The organism is Nostoc sp. (assembly GCF_036917415.1).
Classification (GTDB): Bacteria; Cyanobacteriota; Cyanobacteriia; order Cyanobacteriales; family Nostocaceae; genus Nostoc.
Genome location: NZ_JBALDJ010000128.1, coordinates 41,253 through 66,944 on the forward strand (window position 1 = coordinate 41,253; position 25,692 = coordinate 66,944).

At 43.3% G+C, this 25,692-nt stretch carries 23 protein-coding genes; 13 read left to right on the top strand and 10 right to left on the bottom strand.

From position 1 onward, the window contains the following. Positions 1-187: 187 nt before the first annotated feature. From V7K41_RS31825 to V7K41_RS31855, 7 genes are all read left to right on the top strand, one after another. Positions 188-946: an ATP-binding cassette domain-containing protein gene (locus V7K41_RS31825; protein ID WP_334854491.1), complete on the top strand. Its 759-nt coding sequence runs from the start codon at positions 188-190 to the stop codon at positions 944-946. Beyond that, the gene (locus tag V7K41_RS31830; RefSeq protein WP_334823312.1) at positions 943-1,575 is read left to right on the top strand and encodes an ABC transporter permease; all 633 of its coding nucleotides are present in this window, start codon (positions 943-945) and stop codon (positions 1,573-1,575) included. Before V7K41_RS31825 ends, V7K41_RS31830 begins: the two co-directional genes overlap by 4 nt. Then, positions 1,575-2,477, top strand: coding sequence for a glycine betaine ABC transporter substrate-binding protein (locus V7K41_RS31835; protein ID WP_334854492.1), 903 nt, complete (start codon positions 1,575-1,577; stop codon positions 2,475-2,477). Before V7K41_RS31830 ends, V7K41_RS31835 begins: the two co-directional genes overlap by 1 nt. A gap of 812 nt (positions 2,478-3,289) precedes the next feature. Further along, positions 3,290-6,013: a CHAT domain-containing protein gene (locus tag V7K41_RS31840; RefSeq protein WP_442943322.1), complete on the top strand. Its 2,724-nt coding sequence runs from the start codon at positions 3,290-3,292 to the stop codon at positions 6,011-6,013. 292 nt (positions 6,014-6,305) lie between these two features. Beyond that, positions 6,306-7,274: a DUF1822 family protein gene (locus V7K41_RS31845; protein ID WP_334854494.1), complete on the top strand. Its 969-nt coding sequence runs from the start codon at positions 6,306-6,308 to the stop codon at positions 7,272-7,274. A 183-nt stretch (positions 7,275-7,457) separates the two neighbouring features. Further along, positions 7,458-9,848 (top strand): CHASE2 domain-containing protein, encoded by a 2,391-nt coding sequence (locus V7K41_RS31850; RefSeq protein WP_334854495.1) that lies wholly within the window; start codon positions 7,458-7,460, stop codon positions 9,846-9,848. A gap of 259 nt (positions 9,849-10,107) precedes the next feature. Then, positions 10,108-10,977 (top strand): DUF928 domain-containing protein, encoded by an 870-nt coding sequence (locus V7K41_RS31855; RefSeq protein ID WP_334854496.1) that lies wholly within the window; start codon positions 10,108-10,110, stop codon positions 10,975-10,977. Between the two features lie 177 nt (positions 10,978-11,154). Here the strand turns inward: V7K41_RS31855 and V7K41_RS31860 are convergent, their stop codons facing one another. Beyond that, positions 11,155-13,260 (bottom strand): M3 family metallopeptidase, encoded by a 2,106-nt coding sequence (locus tag V7K41_RS31860; RefSeq protein ID WP_334854497.1) that lies wholly within the window; start codon positions 13,258-13,260, stop codon positions 11,155-11,157. Between the two features lie 137 nt (positions 13,261-13,397). Between V7K41_RS31860 and V7K41_RS31865 the strand changes: the two genes are divergently transcribed. Both V7K41_RS31865 and V7K41_RS31870 read left to right on the top strand, forming a co-directional pair. Beyond that, positions 13,398-13,550 (top strand): hypothetical protein, encoded by a 153-nt coding sequence (locus V7K41_RS31865; RefSeq protein ID WP_334854498.1) that lies wholly within the window; start codon positions 13,398-13,400, stop codon positions 13,548-13,550. A 272-nt stretch (positions 13,551-13,822) separates the two neighbouring features. Next, complete coding sequence (locus V7K41_RS31870) at positions 13,823-14,779, top strand: hypothetical protein (protein WP_334854499.1); 957 nt, start codon at positions 13,823-13,825, stop codon at positions 14,777-14,779. A 322-nt stretch (positions 14,780-15,101) separates the two neighbouring features. Here V7K41_RS31870 and V7K41_RS31875 read toward each other — a convergent pair whose 3' ends face one another. Then, positions 15,102-16,922: an ABC transporter ATP-binding protein gene (locus tag V7K41_RS31875; RefSeq protein ID WP_334854500.1), complete on the bottom strand. Its 1,821-nt coding sequence runs from the start codon at positions 16,920-16,922 to the stop codon at positions 15,102-15,104. Between the two features lie 87 nt (positions 16,923-17,009). Then, on the bottom strand, positions 17,010-17,810 hold the full coding sequence (locus tag V7K41_RS31880) for a DUF6816 family protein (RefSeq protein ID WP_334854501.1): 801 nt from the start codon (positions 17,808-17,810) through the stop codon (positions 17,010-17,012). Positions 17,811-17,925: 115 nt separating this feature from the next. Between V7K41_RS31880 and V7K41_RS31885 the strand changes: the two genes are divergently transcribed. Next, positions 17,926-18,264, top strand: coding sequence for a carbon dioxide-concentrating mechanism protein CcmK (locus tag V7K41_RS31885; protein WP_334854502.1), 339 nt, complete (start codon positions 17,926-17,928; stop codon positions 18,262-18,264). Between the two features lie 5 nt (positions 18,265-18,269). Here the strand turns inward: V7K41_RS31885 and V7K41_RS31890 are convergent, their stop codons facing one another. The 6 genes from V7K41_RS31890 to V7K41_RS31915 all read right to left on the bottom strand — a co-directional run bounded on the left by V7K41_RS31890 (position 18,270) and on the right by V7K41_RS31915 (position 23,321). Next, positions 18,270-18,674: a ChuX/HutX family heme-like substrate-binding protein gene (locus V7K41_RS31890; protein ID WP_334854503.1), complete on the bottom strand. Its 405-nt coding sequence runs from the start codon at positions 18,672-18,674 to the stop codon at positions 18,270-18,272. Between the two features lie 111 nt (positions 18,675-18,785). Beyond that, positions 18,786-19,739, bottom strand: coding sequence for a PhoH family protein (locus tag V7K41_RS31895; protein ID WP_334854504.1), 954 nt, complete (start codon positions 19,737-19,739; stop codon positions 18,786-18,788). A gap of 360 nt (positions 19,740-20,099) precedes the next feature. Next, a complete protein-coding gene (locus V7K41_RS31900) occupies positions 20,100-20,534 on the bottom strand; it encodes a KH domain-containing protein (protein ID WP_334854505.1) in 435 nt (144 codons plus the stop codon). Further along, positions 20,497-20,757: a 30S ribosomal protein S16 gene (gene rpsP / locus V7K41_RS31905; RefSeq protein ID WP_334854506.1), complete on the bottom strand. Its 261-nt coding sequence runs from the start codon at positions 20,755-20,757 to the stop codon at positions 20,497-20,499. The genes V7K41_RS31900 and rpsP overlap by 38 nt, the downstream gene beginning before the upstream one ends. A 128-nt stretch (positions 20,758-20,885) precedes the next feature. Beyond that, on the bottom strand, positions 20,886-22,349 hold the full coding sequence (ffh, locus tag V7K41_RS31910; RefSeq protein WP_334854507.1) for a signal recognition particle protein: 1,464 nt from the start codon (positions 22,347-22,349) through the stop codon (positions 20,886-20,888). Positions 22,350-22,757: 408 nt separating this feature from the next. Continuing rightward, positions 22,758-23,321: a TetR/AcrR family transcriptional regulator gene (locus V7K41_RS31915; protein ID WP_334854508.1), complete on the bottom strand. Its 564-nt coding sequence runs from the start codon at positions 23,319-23,321 to the stop codon at positions 22,758-22,760. 319 nt (positions 23,322-23,640) lie between these two features. Between V7K41_RS31915 and V7K41_RS31920 the strand changes: the two genes are divergently transcribed. Genes V7K41_RS31920 through V7K41_RS31930 form a run of 3 tightly spaced genes read left to right on the top strand, consistent with a single transcriptional unit; the run spans position 23,641 to position 24,992 of the window. Beyond that, a complete protein-coding gene (locus V7K41_RS31920) occupies positions 23,641-24,258 on the top strand; it encodes a glutathione S-transferase family protein (protein WP_334854509.1) in 618 nt (205 codons plus the stop codon). Positions 24,259-24,267: 9 nt separating this feature from the next. After that, positions 24,268-24,858: a pyridoxamine 5'-phosphate oxidase family protein gene (locus tag V7K41_RS31925; RefSeq protein ID WP_334854510.1), complete on the top strand. Its 591-nt coding sequence runs from the start codon at positions 24,268-24,270 to the stop codon at positions 24,856-24,858. Beyond that, a complete protein-coding gene (locus V7K41_RS31930; protein ID WP_334854511.1) occupies positions 24,855-24,992 on the top strand; it encodes a hypothetical protein in 138 nt (45 codons plus the stop codon). The genes V7K41_RS31925 and V7K41_RS31930 overlap by 4 nt, the downstream gene beginning before the upstream one ends. 294 nt (positions 24,993-25,286) lie before the next feature. Here V7K41_RS31930 and rpmB read toward each other — a convergent pair whose 3' ends face one another. Next, positions 25,287-25,523, bottom strand: coding sequence for a 50S ribosomal protein L28 (gene rpmB, locus V7K41_RS31935; protein WP_104906789.1), 237 nt, complete (start codon positions 25,521-25,523; stop codon positions 25,287-25,289). Positions 25,524-25,692 lie beyond the last annotated feature (169 nt).

The following is a 25,692-nucleotide window of genomic DNA, read 5'->3' on the forward strand; positions in this document are numbered from 1 at the left end:
AATATAGTTATTAGCAACTGTTGTACCTATTGCTTTCTACTGTCCGTACTTTCTGATCTTTTCCTTACTGTAAAGCCTTAAGGCAATTTTTAGCAGTATCCACAAAATCTGAATAGGTCAACGCGGGCGTTAGCATAATAGCAAAATCAACAAATAATGTGATATATGCCTATATCAAAAGCCACTCATGTCGCAAAATAACCAAACCGCCGTTGAATTCCGTGATGTCACTTTTAGCCGCAACCATCGCCCATTGGTGTCAAATCTCAATTTCACCATTCGCCAAGGAGAAGCACTGGTATTACTTGGGCGCAGTGGTAGCGGCAAAACCACGACAATGAAGTTAATTAATCGCCTATTTACACCTACACAAGGCGAAGTTTTATTTGATAGTATTGCCACAACTCAATGGGATGAAATTAAACTGCGGCGAAAAATTGGTTACGTAATTCAAGAAATTGGTTTATTTCCCCATTTCACTGTCGAACGCAATGTCGGTTTAGTCCCATCTTTAGAAGGTTGGCAACCCAAACAAATTAAAACGCGGGTTTATGAACTGTTGCAATTGGTAGGCTTAGAACCAGCACAGTTCGCCGGACGTTACCCGCACGAACTTTCGGGAGGACAAAGGCAAAGAGTTGGTGTCGCCAGGGCTTTAGCAGCAGATCCGCCAGTATTGTTGATGGATGAACCCTTTGGCGCACTCGATCCAATTACGCGGCTAGAACTGCAACAAGAGTTTCGGCATTTGCAGCAGGAGTTAGGCAAAACTGTTGTGTTTGTCACCCACGATATTCAAGAAGCCTTTGTGTTGGCATCGAGAATTGGTTTAATGTATGGTGGAGAATTGGTAGTATTGGGGACGAGAGATGAATTTATGCGATCGCAACATCCAGAAAGCCTCGCCTTTCTCCAATGTCTGCGTTCCCTGCAAGATACTTTATGAAAAATTTCTTCCTGGTTAAGTATGCCCCAGAAATTCTTCAGCATACTCTAGAACACCTATTTTTAGTAGGCATTGCCATTGGAATCGCCATACTTGTAGGCATTCCATTAGGTATTTTAATTACACGTAAAACCTATCTCCGCCAACCAATTCTCGGCATAGCGAATATTCTGCAAACTATTCCTAGTTTGGCCCTGTTTGGCTTACTCATTCCTGTTCCCATAATTGGCGGAATTGGTGCAGTACCAGCAATTGTTGCCCTGACTGTATATTCCTTGCTGCCGATAATTCGTAATACTTACACAGGTATTACTAGCGTCGATCCAGCGATTAGAGAAGCTGGGAGAGGCATGGGGATGACAGATAGACAATTATTATTACAAGTTGAGATTCCCTTGGCAATGGGAGTAATTTTGGCAGGTGTGCGAGTAGCAACAGTAATTGCTATAGGTATTGCAACCATTGCCGCAGCGATTGGGGCTGGTGGTTTGGGAGTATTTATTTTTCGCGGCATATCAGTAGTGAACGATCAGTTAATTTTGGCTGGTGCAGTTCCGGCGGCGGTAATTGCATTACTGGCTGACTTTGCAATTGGCTGGATGGAAAATAAATTAAAAATTAAAAATTAATGAAAAGATTTTTCAGACTTTGCTTTTTAAGTTTTGCCTTGTTATTGGTAATCATTGGCTGCACGCCAAATTTAAATAGTAGTAGCGGTGGTAATATTATTATTGCTTCCAAAGATTTTACTGAACAAGATATTTTAGGTGAACTATTAGCACAGCAAATTGAGGCAACAACTAATTTAAAAGTGGATCGCCGTTTCCGTTTGGGTGGTTCTTTTGTTTGTCATAGTGCTATTACTTCTGGGAAAATTGATGCATATATTGAGTACACAGGCACATCTTTTACTGGGATTTTAAAGCAAAAAGCAATTAACGATCCTAAAGAAGTTTATCAGAAGTTAAAACAACTTTATGCCCAGCAATTTAATTTGGAAGTGATGCCAAGCTTGGGTTTTGAAAACACTTTTGCAATGATTATTCGGGGTGAAGATGCCAAACGTAACAATATTCAAACTCTCTCCCAAGCTTCTCAATATACACCTCAGTGGCGCGGCGGTTTTGGCTATGAATTTTTGGAAAGGGAAGATGGTTTTCCTGGATTAGCTAAAACCTACGGGTTGCTTTTTGCCAAACCTCCCCAAATTATGGACTTGGGTTTAGTGTATCGTGCTCTGATTCAAAAACAAGTAGATATGGTGGCGGGTAGTTCCACAGATGGGCAGATTTACCGCTTGGATGTAGTGGTACTAAAGGATGATAAAAAATATTTTCCTCCTTACGAGGCTGCGCCAATTGTTCGGCAAGAAATTTTAAAAAAATATCCTGAAGTAAGAACAGCGATCGCATCACTTGCTGGAAAGATTTCAGCAGATGAAATGCGACATTTAAACTATTTAGTTGAGGGAGAATTACGTGATGTTAAAGATGTTGTCCAGGAGTTTCGTAAATCGAAGGGATTCAAATAATATCGTGTCCGGTGAAAGACTTATCATTAAGAGCGCAGGGGGCAGGGGGCAGGGGGCAGGGAGCAGGGAGCAGGGGGCAGGGGGCAGGGGGAAAGAGGCTTTTGGGATTTTTGCACAGATGCGGTAATCATAAGTGATTAACCGGACTTAATATGAGAGGTTCTTTCCGGTGCAGGTTCATATAAAGCTGCGTCCAAACGCAACCGAGTAATTATATTAGGACTTACGCAAAATATCTCTCAAACTCTGATTTCTCCGTGCCGCGCCAGTTGCTACAAGTCGGGGAACCCGCCCAACGCACTGGCTTCTCTGTGCCTCTGCGGTTCGTTATTCCGTAACTTGTGCGTAAGTCCTATATATGTACTGGCATAACAGCTTGGCTAACTGCTGCCAAAAGTTCAAGTGCAGCAAAACCCATATCTTTTAGCGATCGCCTACATTTGTGATGACCCGTAGGGAAAAATGGATAAAGTCGAGCTAAGGGGATAGTTAGGGTTGAGCCAATACTGAGTCAGAAGTAGTACTGATGAATCTTCTCACTTTCAGCCAAGGTATTCATTCCTCGGAATTAATTTTATGCCTAAGCCTAGTTAATTTTACTTTTTACTCAGCACTATTTCGGTGGGTTTTTGTTTAAGGTTTACGATCACCTTTTAACTATACTTTGCTAATCAAGTTTCACTGCGATCGCAACAAATAAGAAGATTGTGGAAACTCAAACATTGGTGAGGGATGGGAATGGTAACATTACCCTGTTAGCCTAATAGTTAATCCTATGTGTTTCTGGTTATCACCTTCCTCTCGTCATGCTTATGGCTAAAACAACTAGGATTTTTGGTGCGAATTCTCTAAAGTTTAAAAACAGGGGTCGGGAAACGGCAAGGACGCGCTCTCTCACCCCACTAGCTCGCTTTTTACGTTTGCCTTTGTACTTCTTGGTCGCTTTGCTATGCATTGTCGGTTCACCAGTGCTAGCAAAAGTTCCTAGCTCAATCAATTCTTTATCCCAACTGCCAATAAACAGTCTGACATCGCTCGCTGTGCCCACTGATGCCGCCTCACTCCTACAGCAGGGCAAAATTTTATACAGTAATGGCAACTTTGCCAAAGCTGTAGAAGTGTTACAACAGGCTGTCCAAATATATAAGCAGCAAGGGGAGAACTTGACACTAGCAGTGACACTGAGTAATCTTTCCCTAGCTTACCAGCAACTCGGTGCATGGAGTCAGGCGCAGCAGGCAATTACAGAAAGCTTAAATTTACTCCAAGGACAAGGTAAAAACCAAAATCTGCAAATATTTGCCCAATCACTAGATATTCAAGGTCGTCTGCAATTGGCAATGGGACACTCTGAGGCGGCTTTGACAACTTGGCAGCGGACAGAAGAAATTTACAAACAAGCAGATAATCAAAGTGGCGTGGTGCGATCGCTAATCAATCAAGCACAAGCGTGGCGCACCCAAGGATTTTACCCACGGGCGATCAAAACACTCGATCGAATAAGTCAGACGCTAAAATCTCAACCCGATTCTATAGAAAAGACAGTGAGTTTGCGATCGCTTGGTGATACTCTTTTGGTATTGGGCGATTTGAAAAAGTCACGCCAAGCATTAGAAGAAAGTCTGATAATTGCTCAAAATCTAGAATCAAGGGCTGATATTGGGGCTAGTCTGTTCAGCTTGGGGAATAATGCCCGTAAACAAAACCAAAAGGAACAGGCGATCGCCTATTATCAACAAACAGTCGCAGTATCTCCCTCACCTCTAACAAAAGTTCAAGCACAACTCAATCACCTGGGACTACTGATTAAAGATAAAGAATGGGCAAAGGTTCAAACTTTTTTGCCATCAATTGAGTCTCAACTCAACCAACTCCCCCTCAGCCGTGCGAGTATTTACGCTCAGGTTAACTTTTCAGAAAGTTTGGTAAAAGTCAAGAGTGGGATATTGCAAGCATCCAATCAGAGTTTTGACTCAAAATTAAGTACAAAAGACTCAGCAAAATTACTCGCTAGTGCCATCCAGCAATCCCGCAGTTTAGAAGACAAGCGGGCAGAGGCTTATGCTCTCAAGAGTTTAGGCGGCTTGTACGAAGAAACCAGACAGTGGTCAGAAGCGCAAAACCTGACCAGGCAAGGATTAGCTTTGGCACAGAGTAGCAATGCACCAGAAATTACCTATAGCTTGGAATGGCAGTTAGGTAGATTGCTCTGGGCAAAAAAAGATATTAATGGTGCGATCGCCGCTTATGATGCTGCTGTAGACACTCTTGAGTCTCTCCGCAAAGATTTAGTAGTCAATAAAGATGTAGTCAACCAAGATGTACAATTTGACTTTCGCGACAGTGTAGAACCCGTCTACCGCCAGTCAGTAGAGTTACTGCTGCAATCTCAAAAAGGAAAACCAAATGAAAAAATATTGGAGAAAGCACGCCAGCGGATTGAAGCACTCCAACTAGCAGAATTAGACGACTTCTTTCAGGAAGCTTGTCTGCAAGGTCAGAAAGTAGCCCTAGATCGAGTAGTAGACAAAGATAATTCCAAGGCTGCCATCCTTTATCCAATTATTCTTCGTGACGAACTCCAGGTAATTGTCAAAATTCCTAAACAACCTCTGCAAAGCTACAGTACCAAGATTTCCCAAAAAGAAGTAGAGAAACTCTTAATAGAACTGCGAAGAAATCTTGTCGATCCAACTGCTACTAAGATCGTCCAAACCCAATCGCAAGAAGTTTACAACTGGCTGCTTAAACCCATTGAATTACAACTGCAAAAAAGTGGCGTCGATACCTTAGTCTTCGTCCTAGATGTCCCATTACGCAATTTACCAATGGCAGCTCTCTACGATGGTAAACAATACTTGGTAGAGAAATATGCGATCGCCCTGAGCGTCGGTCTACAACTCCTCGACCCGAAACCGCTGGTAAAACAGCAGCTTAGAGCGCTAACCGCAGGACTGACTCAGCCGCCGCCAGGATTTCCCAAGTTTGCACCATTGCTGGCGATCAAATCTGAATTTGACGGTATTGCTAAAGCAGGAGTTTCGACAACCAGCCTACTTGATGGAGATTTTAAGAAAAAGAATTTGGAAAGTGAAATTGGTGCTGCTTCATTCAACATAGTGCATTTGGCAACCCACGGTCAGTTTAGTTCCCGCATTGAAGAAACTTTTATTTTAGATTTCGATGGTCAGATCAATGTCAAAGATTTTGATACTCTCTTCCGCAGTCAGGGTAAAACCGTAGTAGAATTATTAGTTTTGAGTGCTTGCCAGACAGCAACAGGAGACAACCGTGCAGCACTCGGTCTAGCAGGAGCAGCTGTCCGAGCTGGGGCACGTAGTACTATAGCTTCCCTGTGGCAGATTGATGATGAATCAACAGCGATGTTTGTTAGTGCCTTCTATCGAGAACTCAAAAGTGGCAAAATTACCAAAGCCGAAGCAGTCCATCGTGCCCAGCTACAGCTGCTGAAACATCCCAACTACAGAGCACCAAGCTTTTGGTCTGCCTATGTATTGATTGGTAATTGGTTGTGATTTGAGGAGCTAATCTTCGTAATCGATCGCTCAAATTGTACGCTCAAAATTTTGCAACCTATCTGCTAGTTGATAAGCCGCTTTTAGCAGCTTGAAGCTATTTTGATAAAAGAATAAATACTCAAAACCTTTATTTCCTATATCATCTTAATATACAATCTTTTAATTTTAGGGGATATTTTTACCTAATCGCCAGTCCCAATTTTCTTTTTACAGTATTCAATTTTGTGGCATAAATTTATTGCATTCGGGTGATATATACATAGCAGCATTGAACCCTAGAAATTGACTTATGAATAACTCCACCTATCAGCTAGACGATTTCGCTTTAACATTGCCGATTTCCCAAACAGCTCGCATAACTGCCCAGCAATTTGCTAACCAGCAGCCAAATCCTGAAAAAGCAGAGCAAGTTCGGCTGAATACTTTAGCTGTATGGGTGGTGAATGACTACTTGCAGATGATGGATATTCCTACCGATCTTCAAGCTAGTGACAGTTGGAACCCGATCGTGCGCCTTTGTGGGGATGTAGCTGATTTAGAAGTGCCCTCAATTGGCCGTCTGGAGTGTCGCCCCGTGCATTTGCATCAGCAGATATGTTCTATTCCTCCAGAAACTTGGGAAGAACGGGTGGGTTATTTAATAGTTCAATTTGATGAATCGCTCGAAGAAGCAAGGCTGCTTGGTTTTATCCCTAGTGTGGCAACTGAAACAGTTCCTTTAGGGCAACTGCAACCATTGGAAGCGTTTATTGACCACATCTGGCAACTGCGCCAATCCCCAGTTAATTCATTAGTGAATTTGAATCAGTGGTTTGCTGGTATATTTGAGACTGGCTGGCAGACTATTGAATCGCTGTGGAACGTACCGGAACTCAGGGCAACTTATGCCTTTCGTGGTATTGAAACTTTGGAATTAGATGCCCTCAAACAACCAGAATCAATTACTAAACGGGCAAAAGTAATTGATTTAGGTATCCAAATCCACAACCAACCTGTGATGTTGATTGTGGAAATTAGTCCCGAAAAGGATCGACAAACTAGTATTCACCTCCAATTGCACGCCACTGGAAATCAAATCTACTTGCCACCAGGAGTTCATCTCACTGTTATAGATAGTTCAGGAGCAATATTTCTCGATGCTCAATCTAGAAAATCAGACAACTACATTCAGTTGCAGTTTCGTGGTGAACCCACAGAGCAATTTAGTGTTAGGGTAGCCTTGGATAATACCAGTATCACCGAATATTTCCGAATTTGAAATATGTAGCTATCTTCCCTCTTTGTCGGTAATTTATTAAGTGATAACTCATTAACTAAAAATTAAAAATTAAAAATCCAAGCCAGCTTTTAGGGATTTTGAAAAAAATCTGTAGACGCATGTGGGACTTGCGATCGGACATTAGAACAGGGCACGATCTTGTACAGGGAGATAGCGACGGTTATGAGTAAATTAGTGGCGATCAAATTCGGAGAGGGTAGTTTTGAGCAGGGGTTTGCTGTCACCCTCCAAATTGGTGAAGAACACGAGCGTGCTGCCACAGAAATCAGCGGGAGGCTACCTTCATTCCCGGAAATGCCGCTATATTATAGTCATTGGCAGTCTAGTTATCGGCAGATAGGCAATCGTTATCGTCTCCATGCTGACCAAATGCAGGTGACGAATGTATCGATGGTTCAAGACTGCGAAAACGCTTCTCATATTTTGCGGGCACGCTTTAATACCTGGCTGCGAGCAGAGGAGTTTCGCCCTTTGAGGGAAAAATGGTTAGAAAGATTATCGTCCAGCGACGAAGTAAGGGTGATTCTGCAAACAGAAAATAGCCAATTGCAGCTATTACCCTGGCATCTGTGGGACTTATTAGAACGCTATCCCAAAGCTGAAATTGGCCTTTCTTCACCATCCTACGATCGCATTCACAAGCCATACACTCTCAATCAATTAGTCAATATTTTGGCAATTGTGGGCAATAGTAAAGGGATTGACACCCAAGCCGATCGGGCTTTACTGCAACAGTGTAGTAATGCAGAGGTGAGCTTTTTGGTAGAACCACAACGTAAGGAATTGACTGAGCATCTCTGGGGAAAAAACTGGGATATTCTCTTCTTTGCCGGACACAGTTCCAGTCAAGGAAATGGAGAAAGCGGACGAATTTACCTGAATAGAACCGATAGTCTTACCATTGGCGAGTTAAAGTACGCTCTCAAAAAAGCCATTGAAAACGGTTTACAATTAGCTATATTTAACTCCTGTGATGGATTGGGATTGGCGCGAGAATTAGCTGATTTGCAAATTCCTCAAATGATTGTCATGCGCGAACCTGTCCCAGATCAGGTTGCGAAGGAGTTTTTAAAGTATTTTCTCCAAGGCTTTGCCGGTGGCGAGTCTTTATATCAAGCGGTACGCCAAGCGCGAGAACGCTTGCAAGGACTTGAGGATAGATTTCCTTGTGCAACTTGGCTACCAGTGATTTGCCAAAATCCGGCACAGATACCACCGACTTGGGATGAATTAAGGTCTACAAAATCTGAAGAAGATAAAGCAAATTTACCTTTGTCTAACAGACGCAGATTTAAGAGAACTGTGTTATCCAGCTTGGCAGTTACAGCTTTAGTTTTTGGCGTGAGATTGGTGGGATTGCTAGAAAATCCAGAGATTCAAGCCTTTGACCTAATGATGCGATCGCGCCCCGCAGAAGGACTCGACCCCCGAGTGTTGATCGTCACAATTGACGATGACGATCTGGCAATTCAAAGACAAAATGGCGAGTCCTTGATCGGAGCTTCCATTTCTGAAAAATCTCTCAATAAACTCTTAGCAAAACTGAATCAGTACCAACCCAGCGCGATCGGCTTAGATATCTACCGTGATTTTAAGGCTAAAGAGCCAGATTTAATTACTCGTCTCCAGCAAACTCAGAACTTGGTTGGCGTATGCAAGGGGAGTGATAGCACAGAAAATATCAAAGGTATTAAGCCGCCACCAGAAATCCCTCCAGGAAATCTGGGATTCAGTGACTTTATTCACGATCGCGATGGAGTTATTCGTCGGCATCTTTTGTTCATGAAGCAGGAGACGACATCATTGTGTTCTGCTTCATATTCCTTTAGTTTACAACTAGCATCCCTCTATCTGCGCTCTTCAGGAATTCAAACAAAGTTCACCCCTGAAGGAAATTTGCAGCTGGGTAAAACTATTTTTCCGAATCTGAAATCTCGCACTGGCGGCTATCAAAATATTGATGCTAATGGCGGTCAAATTTTACTTAACTATCGTTCTTCAAAAGAAATAGCCGAACAGGTAAAGCTAACGCAATTTTTATCTAGTCCGGTTAACCCCAGCGCCATCAAAGACCGGATTGTTCTCATTGGTGTGACTGCAAAGGGGGATTCTCCAGACACCTGGCCGACACCTTATGGAATTCCTTTAGATGAGCAAATGCCAGGAGTACTGGTACAAGCTCACATGGTCAGCCAGATCCTTGGTGCAGTTCAGGATGGGCGGCCGTTGCTGCGGGCTTGGTCATGGTGGGCGGAGGTCGCCTGGATTTGGGGCTGGTCTTTAATTGGAGGAGTCCTGGCTTGGCGCAGGCTTTCCTTACCCTGGTTGGCATTGGTAATCGGTGTTACTTCTAGCGTTTTGTATATAGTTTGCTTTGGTCTGTTAATTTCGGGTGCTTGGGTGCCTTTCGTACCGTCGGCTTTATCACTAGTAGCGATGGCGAGTTTGATGTCAATTTATAATAATTCAAAAATAAAAGTGCGGGTGGGGAATCGGGAGGAAGCAAGGGTGCAGGGAGCAGGGCGCAGGGGAGCAGGGGAGAAGTTGCAGTAAGTTTTTCCCCTCTCCCCTTTGCACCCCGCCCCTGTACCTCTTTTCAATGCCCAATCTAAATAGGTCGGCGTAAATAATTATTGTTGGGATAAGGCAGGGGGCAGGGGGCAGGGAGCAGGGAGCAGGGAGCAGGGAGCAGGGAGCAGGGAGCAGGGGGAGAAAGAGTTTAAGCCTTATTTACTTTTATTTACACAGTTTGGTTTTATTGCACCAACTTACTTAAAATCTAAAATCTAAAATCCTATGAGGTCAGGTTTCTATGAATTCAAATTCACAAGCGATAAAACTGTTTTTAGTAGTAGCTTTTAGCTGTACAAGTTTATTAGCTAGTCTGACTCCAGTACTGGCGAAACCAACCCCTAATCGCTTTGATGCTAAAACGATCCTTGCTCAAGCCAAAACCTTTAATCAACCTCCAATTCCATCTGGCTCCCCTCCTAAAATTCGCCTTCGTGGCGGAGGTAAACGAGCCTTTAATCAACCTCCAATTCCAGCTGGCTCACCTCCTGGAGGTCGCGTTCGTGGTGGAGCGAAGCGTGGGGAACCTGCATGTCCTACACCTAAAATTGACTTGACTGCTTTAGTGCCCTTTACTCAGGAAGCTAACTCAGTGATTAATGTCTGGGGACAAACAACAGTAGAACATCCAAGTTGGTTTTTCTATGTGCCATATACTAAAGATTCACCATATACAGTTGAATTTGTGCTGCAAGATCCAGACGCTAACGAGGTATACAAAAAAGCGATCGCTTTATCGGATAAGCCAGGAGTCATCCGTGTTTCTTTGCCTAGCACTACTCCCGGTTTGGCAGTAGATAAACAATACCGTTGGTTTTTCACCATTAACTGTGACAAGCAAAAGAACTCGCCTCCAAGTTTTGTTGAAGGGGTAATAAAACGAGTTAATCTGAGTCAACCAACACTCAAAGAAATAGAAACGGCAGAACCTCTAAAGCGCTACGCCATCTATGCCCAAAATGGGATATGGTACGAGGCACTGACGACGTTGGCTGAACTGCGCGAAAAAAATCCTCAAGATCCAACACTGAAAGCAGAGTGGCGAAATTTGTTAAGCAGCATCCGCTTAGATGATGTTGCCGAAGAACCCATTCTTCCAGGAACACCTTAAACTAGGAAAATAATGTTTATAGGACTTACGCAAAAAATCTCTCTAACTCTTATTCCTCTGTGTTCTCTGCGTTCTCTGTGGTTTGATTTTCCGTGACCTGTGCGTAAGTCCTGGTTTAGTTAAGCAAAAATTTTGATGTAGAGAGGTTGCAATACAACATCTCTACATAGGTGTTGTTTAGTTTGCAGCAACACTTACTAAACCATTGTGCCTGAGCAAAGCGATCGTACTTGGTTCGCGACCCCGGAAAGTTTTAAACACCTCCATTGGATGCTTGCTACCACCGAGTGCTAGCACCGTATCCCGATAACGCTTACCTGTAGCTTTTATAGCTTCCTCATTTTCAAGCCCAGCTTCTTCAAAAGCGGCAAAAGCATCAGCACTAAGCACTTCAGCCCATTTATAACTGTAGTAACCTGCTGCATAACCACCCTCAAAAATGTGCCCAAAAGAACATAGAATTGAATCTTCTGGAAGTGGTGGTAAAACAGTAGTAGTCTTGGCTATGCGATGACGCACATCTGCTGGAGTTTCATTGCTACCGGAACGATAGCGGTAGTGTAGTTCTAAATCAATACTGCTAAGGTGAATTTGCCGTAACATACCAGTACCACTCATATAATTACGCGCCGCTAGCAGCTTTTGATAATAATGCTCTGGTAGGGCTTCTCCAGTTTCGTAATGTTTAGCCATGCCAAACAAAGTGGGTCGCTCATAACACCAGTTTTCCATAAACTGACTGGGTAGTTCCACTGCATCCCATTCCACATTATTGATGCCTGCGGCTCCAGCATAGTCAACCTTGGTGAGCATGTGGTGCAATCCATGACCAAACTCGTGGAACAAAGTCTCTACTTCATAGAAAGTCATCAAACTCGGCTTGCCATCTACTGGAGGAGTTTGGTTACATATCAAATAGGCCACAGGCAACCGGATGGCAGTTGCACCATTTTCAGTTTTGCCACGATTGATGCATACATCCATCCAAGCACCACCGCGTTTTTCTGCTGGACGGCTATAGGGGTCTAAGTAGAAGTAAGCGATGGGAGAACCAGTTTCATCAGCTATTTGGAAATAACGGACATCCTCATGCCATACTGGGGATTGACCATCGGCAGGAGTAACAGTAACACCAAATAGCCGTTTAACAAGCCCAAACAAGCCATCTAGCACTTGGGGAAGGGGAAAGTAGGGACGTAATTCTTCAGCGGTAAAGGCAAATTTTGCTTCTCGTTGGCGTTCTGCCCAAAAACTGATGTCCCAATGTTTTAAATCTTGATATTCTTCTCCATAAGATGCAGCAAAAGCTTGGAGTTCTTTTAAGTCTTTGACAGCAGCATCATAACTGGCCTGGCGTAGTTCTTCTAATAGTGCTTCGACTGCCTCAACATTAGGAGCCATCTTACTTGCAAGGCTCAACTCGGCAAAACTTTTAAAGCCAAGTATATCTGCGAGTTCTTGCCGTAACTCCAAAATACGCACAATTAACGGGTTATTATCTAAATCGCCACTAGAAGCACGGGTGATATGAGCTTTGTAGAGCTTTTCACGCAAATCTCGACGGGTGCTGTGCTGCATAAAAGGGCCGTAACTGGGGAAGTCTAAAGTAATGCGCCAAGGTCCATTTTCTGGTGTGGCGTTCTCTTCTCCAGCCGCCCGTGCAGCTTGGGCGGCTAAACTCACCAAACTTGGTGGTAAACCGTCAATTTCGGCTTTTGTTGTTAGGGTTAAGCTAAAGGTTTTCGTGGCATCAAGTACATGGTTAGAGAATTTAGTAGAAAGTTCTGCCAACTCCATCTGAATGGCGTTGAAACGCTCTCTTGTCTCACCTTTTAAGCCAACACCAGAAAGTTCTGCATCTCGAATGGCGGCTTCTACAATGCGCTGTTGGGCTAATTCTAAAGTTGCCCAACTATCACTGCTACGGAGTGCCTTAAAAGCGTTGTAGATGGGTTGGCTTTGACCGAGTTTGTTGATAAATTGTACAACTAGTGGCTGTACGATTTCATGAGCTTCGCGCAGTTCCGGGCTATTTTTAACACCCATTAAATGATTTACCGCTCCCCAACTCCAGGTAAGCCGTTCTGTCAGCTTTTCTAAGGGTTCTACTAAACCACTCCAAGTCGGCTGTACGCTAGTCTCTAAGGTGGCAAGTTGCCGATCGAGTTCTGCTAGCAACTGATTGAAGGCTGGTACTACTCGTTCTGGTTTAATCTCTCCAAAGGGAGGTAAACCAGTGCCTTGGAGTAAGGGATTATCGGAAATAATGGTACTTGCACTCATGGTTTTGTGTGAACTGCGAACGAAAAAAAATCATTGTTGATTTTTATTTATATATCTTCTAATGTAACGATCGCTGTGCTATTTAGTATTGCCATTGTGGCAAAAAGGTAAAAAAAACGATAATTCCTCACAAAAGTATGCCGATACGACTATTTTGTTTAGTTTATGAAGTTGCGATCGCACAAAGTATGCCGATACGACTATTTTGTTTAGTTTATGAAGTTGCGATCGCACATCGTCGATGCTTCACATCGGGAACAGAGTGCATTCACCTACCTGAATCTGACTAAAGGCGATCGCCAAAAGACGCGATCGTGTACTATGTCAAACAGCTAACTCGTCCGTCAGCATGGGCGTTACCTTGAAAGCGCAGTTTCAGCCCAAGAATTTCGCGTTTTTAAGGCGTGGAAGCGCACAAATTACCTGAGCGTCAGCGAGTGTCTTTACCAAACCAAAAAGGAGGCTTCATATTTCCATATTTATGATATTATTTGGCAACTCATCTTTTTACTCGTAAAATCGAAGACAAGATCGAGGTCAGTAAAAAAGAGTCCCTAAATTAATGAATACGTTAATCAGTCAGGGTGGAAGAGCTATCACTAAATTTCAGGTGGTAGACCGGATAAACGATATCGCTTGGCAAGCTCACCAAGGCAGCGTTGCAGCGATTATTCAGCTATTGAACGAAAAGCTAGCCCAGTCTTGTGTCAGAACTAGAGCCATTTTTTCTGATGGTGTCTTACAAATTCTGTGCGAGGCAGCTAGAGTAGAACAACTAGAGCAATCTCCCCTAGTAGAACAAATCCAGCAAATTCTTGAGTCTATCGCCCCGCGTCACATTCGCCGCGTCAAGATCAACAGTCGGATTGTTCGAGAACAACAATTGCTGTGGTTAAAAGAAATAGATAGCGATCGCGAGAATCAATTGCTTTGGTCGCAGGAAATTGCATTAATTCAGCCCAATATTGTAAAGCAATTAATTAAAGATTTCACAGAAGCTCAAGCTGAACTAGGAAAACCAAATTATCCTAAAACTCAAGTCTCTCGTCCTTTAGTACTCATTAACAAAGAAAAATACAAAAATAAACCTCAAACAAAGATATTAGCAGCAGCTGGTTTATGCTCGCTGTTGTTGCTTAGTTGGGTTGTTTATGCCCAGCTAGGTAATAAACTGAAAAATCTAATACAACCAGAAACTTCCAAATCTTTAACTACAGAAAATACTAACCACAGCAAAGCCCAAACACCATCTCGCTCTCCTAACAATAGCTTTTCTGAGCCATCTGACGATCCATTTCAAATATCTGTGCGAATTGCCAACCAAGCTTCTGCATCTGGTAAAACAGCCACAACCTCAACTCAGTGGTTAGAGATCGCTGCTAAGTGGCAACGGGCCTCAGATTTAATGAGTACTGTACCACAAACCCACAGCCGTTATCAAGAAGCTAAGATTCGTACTCAACTTTATAAAAAATACAGTGAGGCGGCACAGAAAGAAGCCGATAAGAGCAAATCTTAGTTTTTTCTGATTGGAAGATTTCGATTAGTGATTAGTATTCCAGCAGTAGGCAATGGATTATTTACTTTACTTATCACGCTTGATCCAAGCGCATAAAACGAATTTTAATAGCTAAGGTTTTTCTTGGGGAATAGGAGCAAATTCCCCACTTGATAATATTAGTTGTACTACCGAATAGGCGCGAAAGGGTTTTAGATAACACATATTTAATTTGTGGATATGTCTATAAAAAAATCGACCTTATTGTGAATAAAGTCGATTGAATCAAGCGGATTCATCCTGTGGTCAATCTAAAATTTAAAATCTAAAAGGTCTATATCCCCTAACTCAGGAGTTCTCCTGTTTCTTGCAGGGAGTGCAAGCGGCGGTAAATACCCTCGTGACGCAAGAGTTCATTGTGGCTACCCACTTCTACAATCTTTCCTTGCTCTAGAACGACAATTTTATCAGCTTCCCTTACTGTGCTTAAACGGTGGGCAATAACGATGGTGGTGCAAGTGCCCTGAATCGATCGCATCGCTAGCTGAATTGAACGCTCAGACTCATAATCTAAGCTAGAGGTGGCTTCGTCAAAAACCAGGACGTCTGGTTCCACTAACAACGCCCTCGCAATTCCCAAACGTTGTCTTTGTCCTCCAGATAGCCTGACACCTCGTTCCCCCACCACGGTGTAATAACCTTGGGGTAAGTGCTGCACTACTTCATCGACTCTGGCAATTCTACAGGCTTCCTGAACCTGCTCCAAACTGGCATTCGTTCTACCATAAGTCAGGTTATCCAATATAGTACCGTTGAAAACGTCTACTTCTTGGTGAACGATCGCTAGCCTTCGTCTATACTTACCTACATTCAAAGTGCGAATATCTTGACCATCAATCAGAATTTGACCTGCTTGAGGTTCAAAATATCGCAGCAGTAATTTTACTAAAGTAGACTTACCAGAACCAGAACGCCCCACTAATGCGACTGTTTGATATGGCTCAATCAACAAGCTGATATCTTGCAAAACTTGACGGTTGGCATCATATCCAAAACTGACGTGTGACAACTCAACTTTTCCGGTAAATTTATAAGGTGATTCTGTCTGGGTGTTCTCTTCTAAAAGACTAGCTGAATCAGATGCAGTTGGCTCTTGCAGAAATTCATGAAACCGCAGCATAGAAGAATAACGACGGGCAAAAACTTCTGCCAAGCTACTAATAGGTTCTAATTCGGCATAAGCCATGCTAGAAAGAGTTAAAGTCATGACAAAGTGACCGAGAGAAATTCTCCCATTTACTGTTGCTGCTAGAGTCAAACCTAGAATTGTAAACACACAAAACTGAATTACAGTTCTTTGCCAAGTACTCAGTTTCGTATAACCTTTGTGGATGCGATAATCAAGCACCGTTAGTTCACGATCCAAACGTTGCTTTTGCCGCTTGAGTTCCCTAGCTTCTGTAGCAAATGCTTTCACTGTTTTGATATTGGTGATCAGTTCAGAATTGCGGCTTTCGGTGTTCTCTGCATATTTATTCAGACGATTTTCGTACCTAATCAATTGCTGTAAATTCTTCAAGCTGAAGCTGAGAATAATTACAAAGGAAATTAGATATAAAATCGCAATTCGCCACTCAATCACCAAAATAAACACAAATATTCCCAGTACACGAGCCAGTTTAGGAATCAACTGTCCGGCGATTTCGGGATACGCCCAAGTGTGGTTCTCAACACCTCTAGCTACTCTTCCGGCGATGCGTCCGGGGTTATTTTCGTCATAAAATTCTAGTGGGAGAGTAAGAACTTTGGCGATGGCTGCTTCGGTTTGCTCTCGACGCGACCTGAAAGCTATATCCCAGTGAAACCAACCAGTCAACCAAGGTTGGGTTGGCGCTCTCACTACAGTGACAACGAAAATTAAACCCAGTAATACACCAAAAGTTAAAGCTTTATTAACTGGGTAATTGGTAATATCTGAAATAATTGCGATCGCACTTTGAAGTGGTTTATCCAAGGGTTGAGCAGACAAAACGTTTAAAATCTGCCCGATCGCATAAGGAACAACCAAATCAATAATTTCGTAAATGCCGGATGCTGCGATACTAAAAACACTCAGCTTCCAATCAGAGCGAAAGTAATTGACAATATCTTGAAATTTGGCCATGATGCACACCGTCCAAGAGCGCGATCGTAAACTTGGAATTTATACACTACAAATATGTTACAAAATAGTCAAGAGCTAGATGACAAATCACTCTTTGGGAGTAGTTGGTAGTTCTTGAGGGAAAAATTCAAGGCGATAGCGGTAGAGAGCAACTGGTTGAGAACCCGCTTTAAAGTAATCTGGATCTTGGGGTGAAAGATAGACAGCAGTAACTTGATCTGCTTCAATCGCCGGATTGGATGTTGGAAGTTTATGATAAGCCGTAGTAGATTCTACAGAGTTGAAATAGGGACGTGAACCACCTTTAAATAGTTGTTGAAACACTTCTGTGGTGATGAACTTGCCATCAGGGGTAGTTTCTGTGGCGCGTGCAGTCACAATGGAAACTAGTTGGCGACTGCTACGCAAGAACGTAATTTGACGATTAGGTGAATCTGGATCTACTTTAACTAATAACACTGCTTCATCCCCTAAATAAGCCCTTGCCAAATTCAAGCTATTAAACGCTCTATCTGCTACTAAAATTGGGGATTTGTAACCTATCTGAGGAAATATTTTTAACCCAGCAATAGATAGTTGCTCTTTCACAAATCTTACTACAAAATTCACAGGCTGATTTAATTGTCGGCGATTACCTTCAAATCCTGGAGTGACAATCTCTGGTGCTAAAGGCGCAGCTAAATCTACTAAGGTACTTGTAACTTTCCAAGTACCAGCCATCCATTCAGGGTAAACTAAATCACCCGAAGCCGATTGCACTGAAGTTAGTTTTTCCCATTGGGGAAAATTTGCTAACCTTTGAGACAACTCTCCTGCAAAAGCTTCACCACCCCACAATAGGAAAAAAACTAGCAAGCAAAAACTCCAAATTTCCTTCATTACAAGCATTAGCAGTTTTGTATTTAATGTTTATTATGTATCGATTAAAAATTAAGTAATTTTCTGTAAAAAATTAAAACTTTGTAGTGAGATAATTAGCCCTATCTCGAATTATAGTGATAGCATGACATTGGCATTAGGCATGATTGAAGTTTATGGCGTTCCCACTGCTGTGGAAGTAGGAGATGCTATGTGTAAAGCTGCCCGTGTAACCCTTGTTGGTTATGAAAACACTGATTTGGGACGAATTACCGTGTTAATTCGAGGAGTTATAGGCGAGGTGAATGTAGCAGTGACAGCAGGATTAAAGGCGGTGCTGGGAGTTGACGGTGGCGAGGTACTTTCTAATCACATTATTGCCCGTCCCCACGAAAATTTAGAATATATTTTACCGATTTATCGCAGCGTTAATATCGAGCAGTTCAGTGCAGATATCCGATTTCCTCCACCCTTATCAGTTTAGCTGTATTAAATTTCTGCTGGTAAAGGTTCCCAAACTTCCCCATACTTCTCTTTTAAAGTTTCCCAAGCTTCCACTTGTCCTGGTTCATATTCTCCCGGTTTACCCCATTGCAAAAATAGGCTTAAACCAGGTTCTTGTTTATCATCTAAAAACCGGATGGCATAGGTTGTAAAGTTACCCCTTTTCGCTTCACCTGTTTCAAATTTCACCTGAGTAATTTTGTCCATATTCAAGTGAAACTCAAAGCCTTCAGTATGCATATTCGCATATTTACCTTTAGGCAATTCTGCATAAAATAACTTTTCTACTTTGCCTCGTGCTTCTAATACAGCAGCGCTGCTAGTAACAATTAAACGCAAAGTTCCCAAAGTCTCGCAAGCTGCTAAAAATTCTTTCAATGTTGTGGTCATTTGTTATTTGTCCTTTGTCATTTGTCCTTTGTCCTTTGCATTTGTCATTTGTCATTTGTTCTTTGTCATTTATTAGTTTTTTACTAATGACCAATGGCCAATGACTAATGACTATTTTTCATATTGTTCATAAGCAGCGACAATACGCTGAACTAGAGGATGGCGCACAACATCTTCTTGGGAAAATTCACAAAAGGCAATGCCTTCAACGTGTTTTAAAATTTGTAAAGCCACTCCTAAACCTGATTGTTGGTGAAGTGGCAAATCAGTTTGTGTCATGTCGCCTGTAATCACCATCCGCGAACGGAAGCCCAAACGAGTCAAAACCATTTTCATCTGAGCGGGTGTAGTATTTTGAGCTTCATCGACAATTATAAAGGCGTTATTGAGAGTGCGTCCCCGCATATAGGCGAGTGGTGCGACTTCAATCACACCGCGTTCCATTAAACTGGGTACTTTTTCTGGGTCGATGAATTCATAAATAGCATCGTAAAGTGGGCGAAGATAAGGATTAACTTTCTGCTGTAAATCTCCAGGCAAAAAACCGAGTTTTTCACCAGCTTCGACGGCAGGGCGAGTTAAGATCAGCTTTTCAAACTGGTTAGCAAGGAGTGCTTGGACGGCGACAACGACAGCGAGATAAGTTTTGCCCGTACCAGCAGGGCCAATTCCAAAGGTGAGGTCACGTCTACGGAGTGCGTCGATATATTGACGCTGGCGGAAGGTTTTGGCACGGACTTGTTCACCCTGGCGACTTTTGGCAAGGACATCTCGCTGTAAATCTTGCAGCTCCCCTTGGCGATCGCTATCTATGGCTTGACGGGCTGTTAAAATATCGGCACTGGAAATAGTATTGCCTTTAATCCAGAGGTCTTCAAGCGATCGCACTAATCGAGAAGCCAGATCGATTTGCCCTTGGGTACCAGAAATCACTAATTCTTGTCCGCGTAGCACTAAAGCAGCTCCTGTTTGCCGAGATAGGATTTTGAGATTTTCTTCTCCATCTCCGCCAAGAGCGATCGCACTGGTAATATTCGGCAGCTGAATTGTTAAGGCACCTGCCATAGTATTTCTTAATTGGTGAGGATCTGTATTTGACAAAGGTTAATTTTTTCTCGCTAACGCCGAAATTATGCTTTTATTACCTACATTTTGGAAAAATTTTTGTAACAAATTAATCGCTTGTAGGAGCGTAAAGCTTGCCCTCATCCCCTAACCCCTTCTCCCAACATGGGAGAAGGGGAATTAGAGAATTTCCTCCCCTCTCCCAACATGGGAGAGGGGCTGGGGGTGAGGGAAAGCTGTACGCTCCTACTAGTGAAGAATTCAAAAAAAGATTTAAAAATCTTTTTGCTACTTTCCATCTTTATAAAAATTCTGAGCGGAGGTAACAACAACCGCTCAGATTTACTCTTTAGTTTCAACCTAGCGCAGGCGTGGTTTAACAATGGGTTTAGGCCCATCATTTGCACGCGGTTCTCTCTTAGTCGGCGGTGGCGATCGCTCTTCTGTGTCTTCATCAAAAGACATACCCTCGCGGCCCGGAGTGGTGCTGCCGTAGATATCCAGGTATGTTGATTGCCCAGCTGCGGCTGCGGCTGCGGCAATTACTGTACGAATCGCCTGAATATTGCGTCCCCCTCGACCAAATACTTTTCCTTTATCTGTGCTTTCAAAGGCGATGCGAACCCAAACCCGGTTAAGGGCATGAGAAATTTCACAATCGACGCTTAATGTTTCTGGAGATTCCAAAAACGGCTGCACCAAAAACCGAACCAGCTCAACATAGTTGGGGCTAGCTGTTGGGAGTTTTGTTCCGAAATTATGATGCGGCTGTTGCACTGACCTGCTCAAAAACATTAGCTTTTACTAGAATGCGACGAACGGTGTCAGTGGGTTGAGCGCCTTGTTGTAGTCGCTTGACGATGGCGGGAATGTCTAGTCGCACTTCATCAGTTCTGGGGTTATAAAATCCCAACTCTTCTAAGGGACGGCCATCGCGGCGAGCAAGGTTGTTAATGGCGACAATGCGGTAACTTGCTTCCCGCTTTTTACCGAATCGTTTCAAGCGCAGTTTGATCATGATTGAAGAATCATTCTCCTAATTGGTAAGTATGCCGAAATGCTAATTTTAGCACTCGTCTAGCATTTGCTGCTATTAGTCCTTTGTCATTTGTCATTTGTCATTAGCAAACTACCCATGCCCCATGCCTAAAGATTGCCAAAGCCTTTTTTCTTTTTATCTTTGGGTTTTTTCTTTTTCGTGGCTGGGGCACCATCATAACCTCGCCATCCGGGGGCTGGGGGACGATTACCAGCACCGGCAAAGGCGTTGCCCATGCCGCCACCGCCAAACATTCCCGGCATTCCAGGGAAGCTACCTTGACCCATTTGCTGCATGAGCGATCGCATTTTTTGGAAATCACCCACCAGTTTAGTCACATCTGACTCTCTATAGCCTGAGCCAGCAGCAATCCGCCGCCGCCGACTGGGAGAACTGGCTAATAAATCGGGATCGTGGCGTTCTTGGCGAGTCATGGAGTTAATCATGGCTTCACAGCGCTTTAACTGGGTTTCTCCCTGCTTGAGTTGATCGTCCGAAAGTTTGTTCATCCCTGGAATCATCTTGATCAAGCCTCCCAGAGAACCCATATTCTTCAGCATCCGCAACTGCTTGAGAAAGTCAGTAAAGTCAAACTTCGCTGACAGGATTTTCTCCTGCATTTTCTCAGCATCTGCTAAATCAAACTCTTCTTGGGCTTTTTCTACCAGGGTTAGCACATCACCCATACCGAGAATCCGCGATGCCATGCGATCGGGATAAAACGGTTGCAGTGCCTCGACTTTCTCACCCACGCCCACAAATTTAATCGGCGCTCCCGAAATCTTTCGCACCGAAAGCGCTGCACCACCACGGCTATCACCATCCATCTTGGTGAGAATCGCCCCAGTAATTCCGATCTGCTCATGGAAGGTGCGAGTCAGATTAGCGGCCTCTTGACCAGTCATCGCGTCCACCACCAACAGAGTTTCATGGGGTTGGACAGTTGCTTTGATCCGGGCTAATTCCGCCATCATATCTTCGTCAATTTGCAGGCGTCCAGCAGTATCAATAATTACTGTGTTGACACCTTCTGCCCTACCCCGTTCTACACCTTGCCTTGCGATTTCTACGGGATCGGCGTCGCTTCCTAGTTCAAATACTGGTACGTCAATTTGCTTACCCAACGTCACCAACTGGTCGATCGCGGCTGGGCGATATACATCTGTCGCCACCAACAAGCAGCTACGCTCTAATTTTCTCAGATGTAATGCTAACTTAGCGGTAGCTGTAGTTTTACCAGTACCTTGCAACCCAGCCATTAGCACAATGGTAGGCTGCTCCTGAGCTTCCGCTATGGGAACATTTTCTTCTCCCATCACCTGCACCAGTTCATCGTGAACAATTTTGATGAACTGTTGATCGGGTCGCACGCCGGTAATCACCTCGGCTCCCTGTGCCTTGGCTTCGACTTCGCTAATAAAATCTTTTACTACCTGGAGATTGACATCTGCTTCCAACAAGGCGCGGCGCACTTCGCGCAATGCATCTTGAATGTTGGATTGAGAAATTTTGTCCTGTCCCCGCAGTTTTTTCCAGGCGGATTCTAAACGGTCAGATAGAGCATCAAACATAATGTAATTACAGGTAGTTCGCCAATGGAGAATTCTAAACCGCCGATGAATGCGATTTTGAATTTCCGCTAAAGTTTTAACGTGCTATCTACCAGCTTAGTATTTTTCACCCCGACTGTAGCAACCAGATACTTACCTTTATTGGGCATTGAGCATGGGGCACTTGTACTGAGCTTGTCCTGAGCGTAGCCGAAGTATTGGGCATGGGGACTCTGATGCTTGAATACTTGCTACTGCTACCGTATCGTCGCGATCGCTAATTCGTAATATTATGATTTAGGTAGCTAGGGTCGCTATGGGATAATAATGTTTAACACGAATGTGATGCAGTCATTATTACTTATTGGTGGAATTCAAGAAAAGATACTGATTTATGAGTGTTGTTAAGCTTTTTAGAAAGAGTGTAGACTAGCTACTGGAATTAGATTTTTCTCGGCAAAGTTGTATTGGTAGCTGTTGAATAATACGCATAAAGGGAGATGGGTCGTTCAAGCCTTGAGACAAAATCAGGGAACCTTGAATGGCAATTACCGCATCCTCCCCTCGATATTTGGCTAGTTCTTCATCTATCCCATCTTCGATTAAGACATTGGCGATGGCATCAATCCAGACACGGAATAAAGCATTTACCCGATTGTGAAAAATACCACGGGCTGAACCCATTAATAAAATGGCAGACAGACAAGGTTGATTTCCTTGTTCATAAAGTTCGCTGAGGCGATCGCACATTCGCCGCAGCCTTGTAAGTGCATCGCCTTGGGAAGCAAGTACTACCAAGATGTTTTGGTCTAACCACTGTTGGAGAAAATCTAATACTGTCTCAACCATTTCATCCTTACCACCAGGAAAGTGATGGTAAAGGCTGGCCTTGCCTAGCCCAGTCGCTTCAGAAATTTTGGATAGAGTTGCACCATCATAACCGTATTGGCGAAACAGCCGTATGAGGTATGGGATATATGTTTCTTTGAGCATTGTGAAAATTTCAAAAAATAGCTGTTGACATTATATCGAACGTTCGGTACAGTAGTTTTGTACCGAACGTTCGGTATAGATTTTAATAACGAGTGCGACCCAATCGCTTTTAACCTAGTCAAATCAATTCAAAATTCAAAATTATCAATTAAAAATTGCAAGACGATTGCAAGACGCTCTCTACGAGATGCTGCGCTATCAGAAGTACTTAATTCAAGATTAATTTTCTTGCTAATCTTGCATTTTGAATTTTGAATTCAAAAAAGGTCATACTCAGCCAACTGTGAATCACTTTCATATTATTCTGAAGGATTAATTTATGATTCAGCTTTACGGTCACGAGCTCTCTGGCAACAGCTATAAAGCAAAATTAATGTTGTCACTATTAGGTTTGGATTACGAGTGGGTAAAAGTCGATTTATTGGCAGGAGCGCACAAACAGCCAGAATTTTTAGCGCTCAATCCCTTTGGACAAGTGCCAGTTTTAGTTGATGAAAATAGTATTTTGGCAGATGCTCAAGCAATTCTAGTTTATTTGGCTCGACAGTATGGGTCACAACAATGGTTGCCTTTGGAAGCAGAACCGATGAGCCGTGTGATTCGCTGGTTATCTACAACTGCGGGAGAAATTCGGCAAGGAACTGAATCGGCGCGTCTATTTCATTTGTTCAAAGCCACCAGTATAAATTTAGAATGGGCGAATCAAAAATCAGAGTTTATTCTCACGCAACTTAATAACCATCTGGCAGAGCGTGAATGGTTAGAGTTAGGACATCCAACTATTGCTGATGTTGCTGTTTTTCCATACATTGCCCTGGCAAACGATGGTAAGATTTCTCTACAAGCATACCCTAATGTCGGAGCTTGGATTGAACGGGTCAAGCATCTTCCCGGCTTTATTGTGATGATTGGCATTGAAGAACCTGCTGCATTTTAGGAGGGTACTATGCCACGTAAATTTGGAGAAATTGCTTTTACTCCTGAAGTTGAAGCAGCACAGTCAAAACGAGGTTCACGGGAAACTTATGAACGTTATATTGCCAACGGCCCTGCCAATGACTTAATTACCCCAAAAATTGCCGATTTTATTGCTCATCTAGATGGGTTTTATTTGGGAACGGTAAGTTCTAATGGCTATCCTTATATCCAGTTTCGAGGAGGAGCGCCGGGTTTTCTGAAAGTGCTTGATGAAAAAACCCTTGGTTTTGCTGACTTTTTGGGGAATGTGCAGTACATTACCGTAGGCAACCTTGAAGGTTCAGCAAAAGCATTCATCTTCTTGATGGATTACCGCCACCGTAAACGGATCAAAGTTTGGGGAAGGGCAGAATATGTTGAAGGGGATTGTGCTTTGATTGAGCGACTTCACATCGCTGGTTATGCTGCAAAAGTTGAACGAGCTATTCTTTTTCATGTCGAAGCTTTGAGTGAAAATTGTCCTCAGCACATTCCGATTCGTTACTCTGTCACCGAAGTTGAAGCAATGATGGCTCCCCTTATAGCTCGAATTCAAGAGTTAGAAAGGAAGTTGGATTGAACTTACTCCCCACACTGGAGCGCAACGCAACCCCAAGTCCTACTGCATCCATTGACGGCATCTGCGATTTTGAGCAGATGTCTTGGCGGCTACAGAATATAGTTGCTGTAGAAAGCCTACTACTCAAGATTTAATAAGCATTAGGGGGCACAGCTAGCTGTCATACGTGTCAACTTAAGCCGAAAACTATATCAGACAGGCGTTTTGTAAATCCCTCACGCCCTCATCCCCTAACCCCTTCTCCCTTGGGAGAAGGGGAATTGAATGTCTAGCTCCCCTCTTTCTTGGGAGAGGGGCTGGGGGTGAGGGCAAAATGTTTTCATCAAACGGGTTTAGCGTTAAGTTGACACCAATGAGCTAGCTGTGCCCCCCTACGAATTACCTATATTCCACCCTACGAAAGTTTCGGGTTATGAAATCCAGATTACTTAGTAATGATTTAGGTTAATGCCAGCTTCTTTTGCCATTGCTTCTAACCCATTAATTTGTAGGGTTTTAATTGCTTTGGTAGACAGCTTTAATCTCACCCAGCGATTTCCGCCTTCCCACCAAACACGTTTGTTTTGCAGATTAGCGTGCTGAAGGCGTTTAGTACGGCGGTGAGAGTGGGAAACAGCAAAGGCGTTATTTGCCTTCTTACCAGTTAGTTCACAGCGACGGGACATAGCAAGTATCTCCAGATTGTTATTTTAATACAGCCTTTCCATTTTAGGTCTTAGGCAACAGAAGTGGGGAATGGGGAGATAGGGGAGCAGGGGGCAGAGGGGCAGGGGGGAAAAGGGGGACAAGAGGGAATTATTGAACAAATCTCTCCCTTGTCTCGCCCTTCTTCCT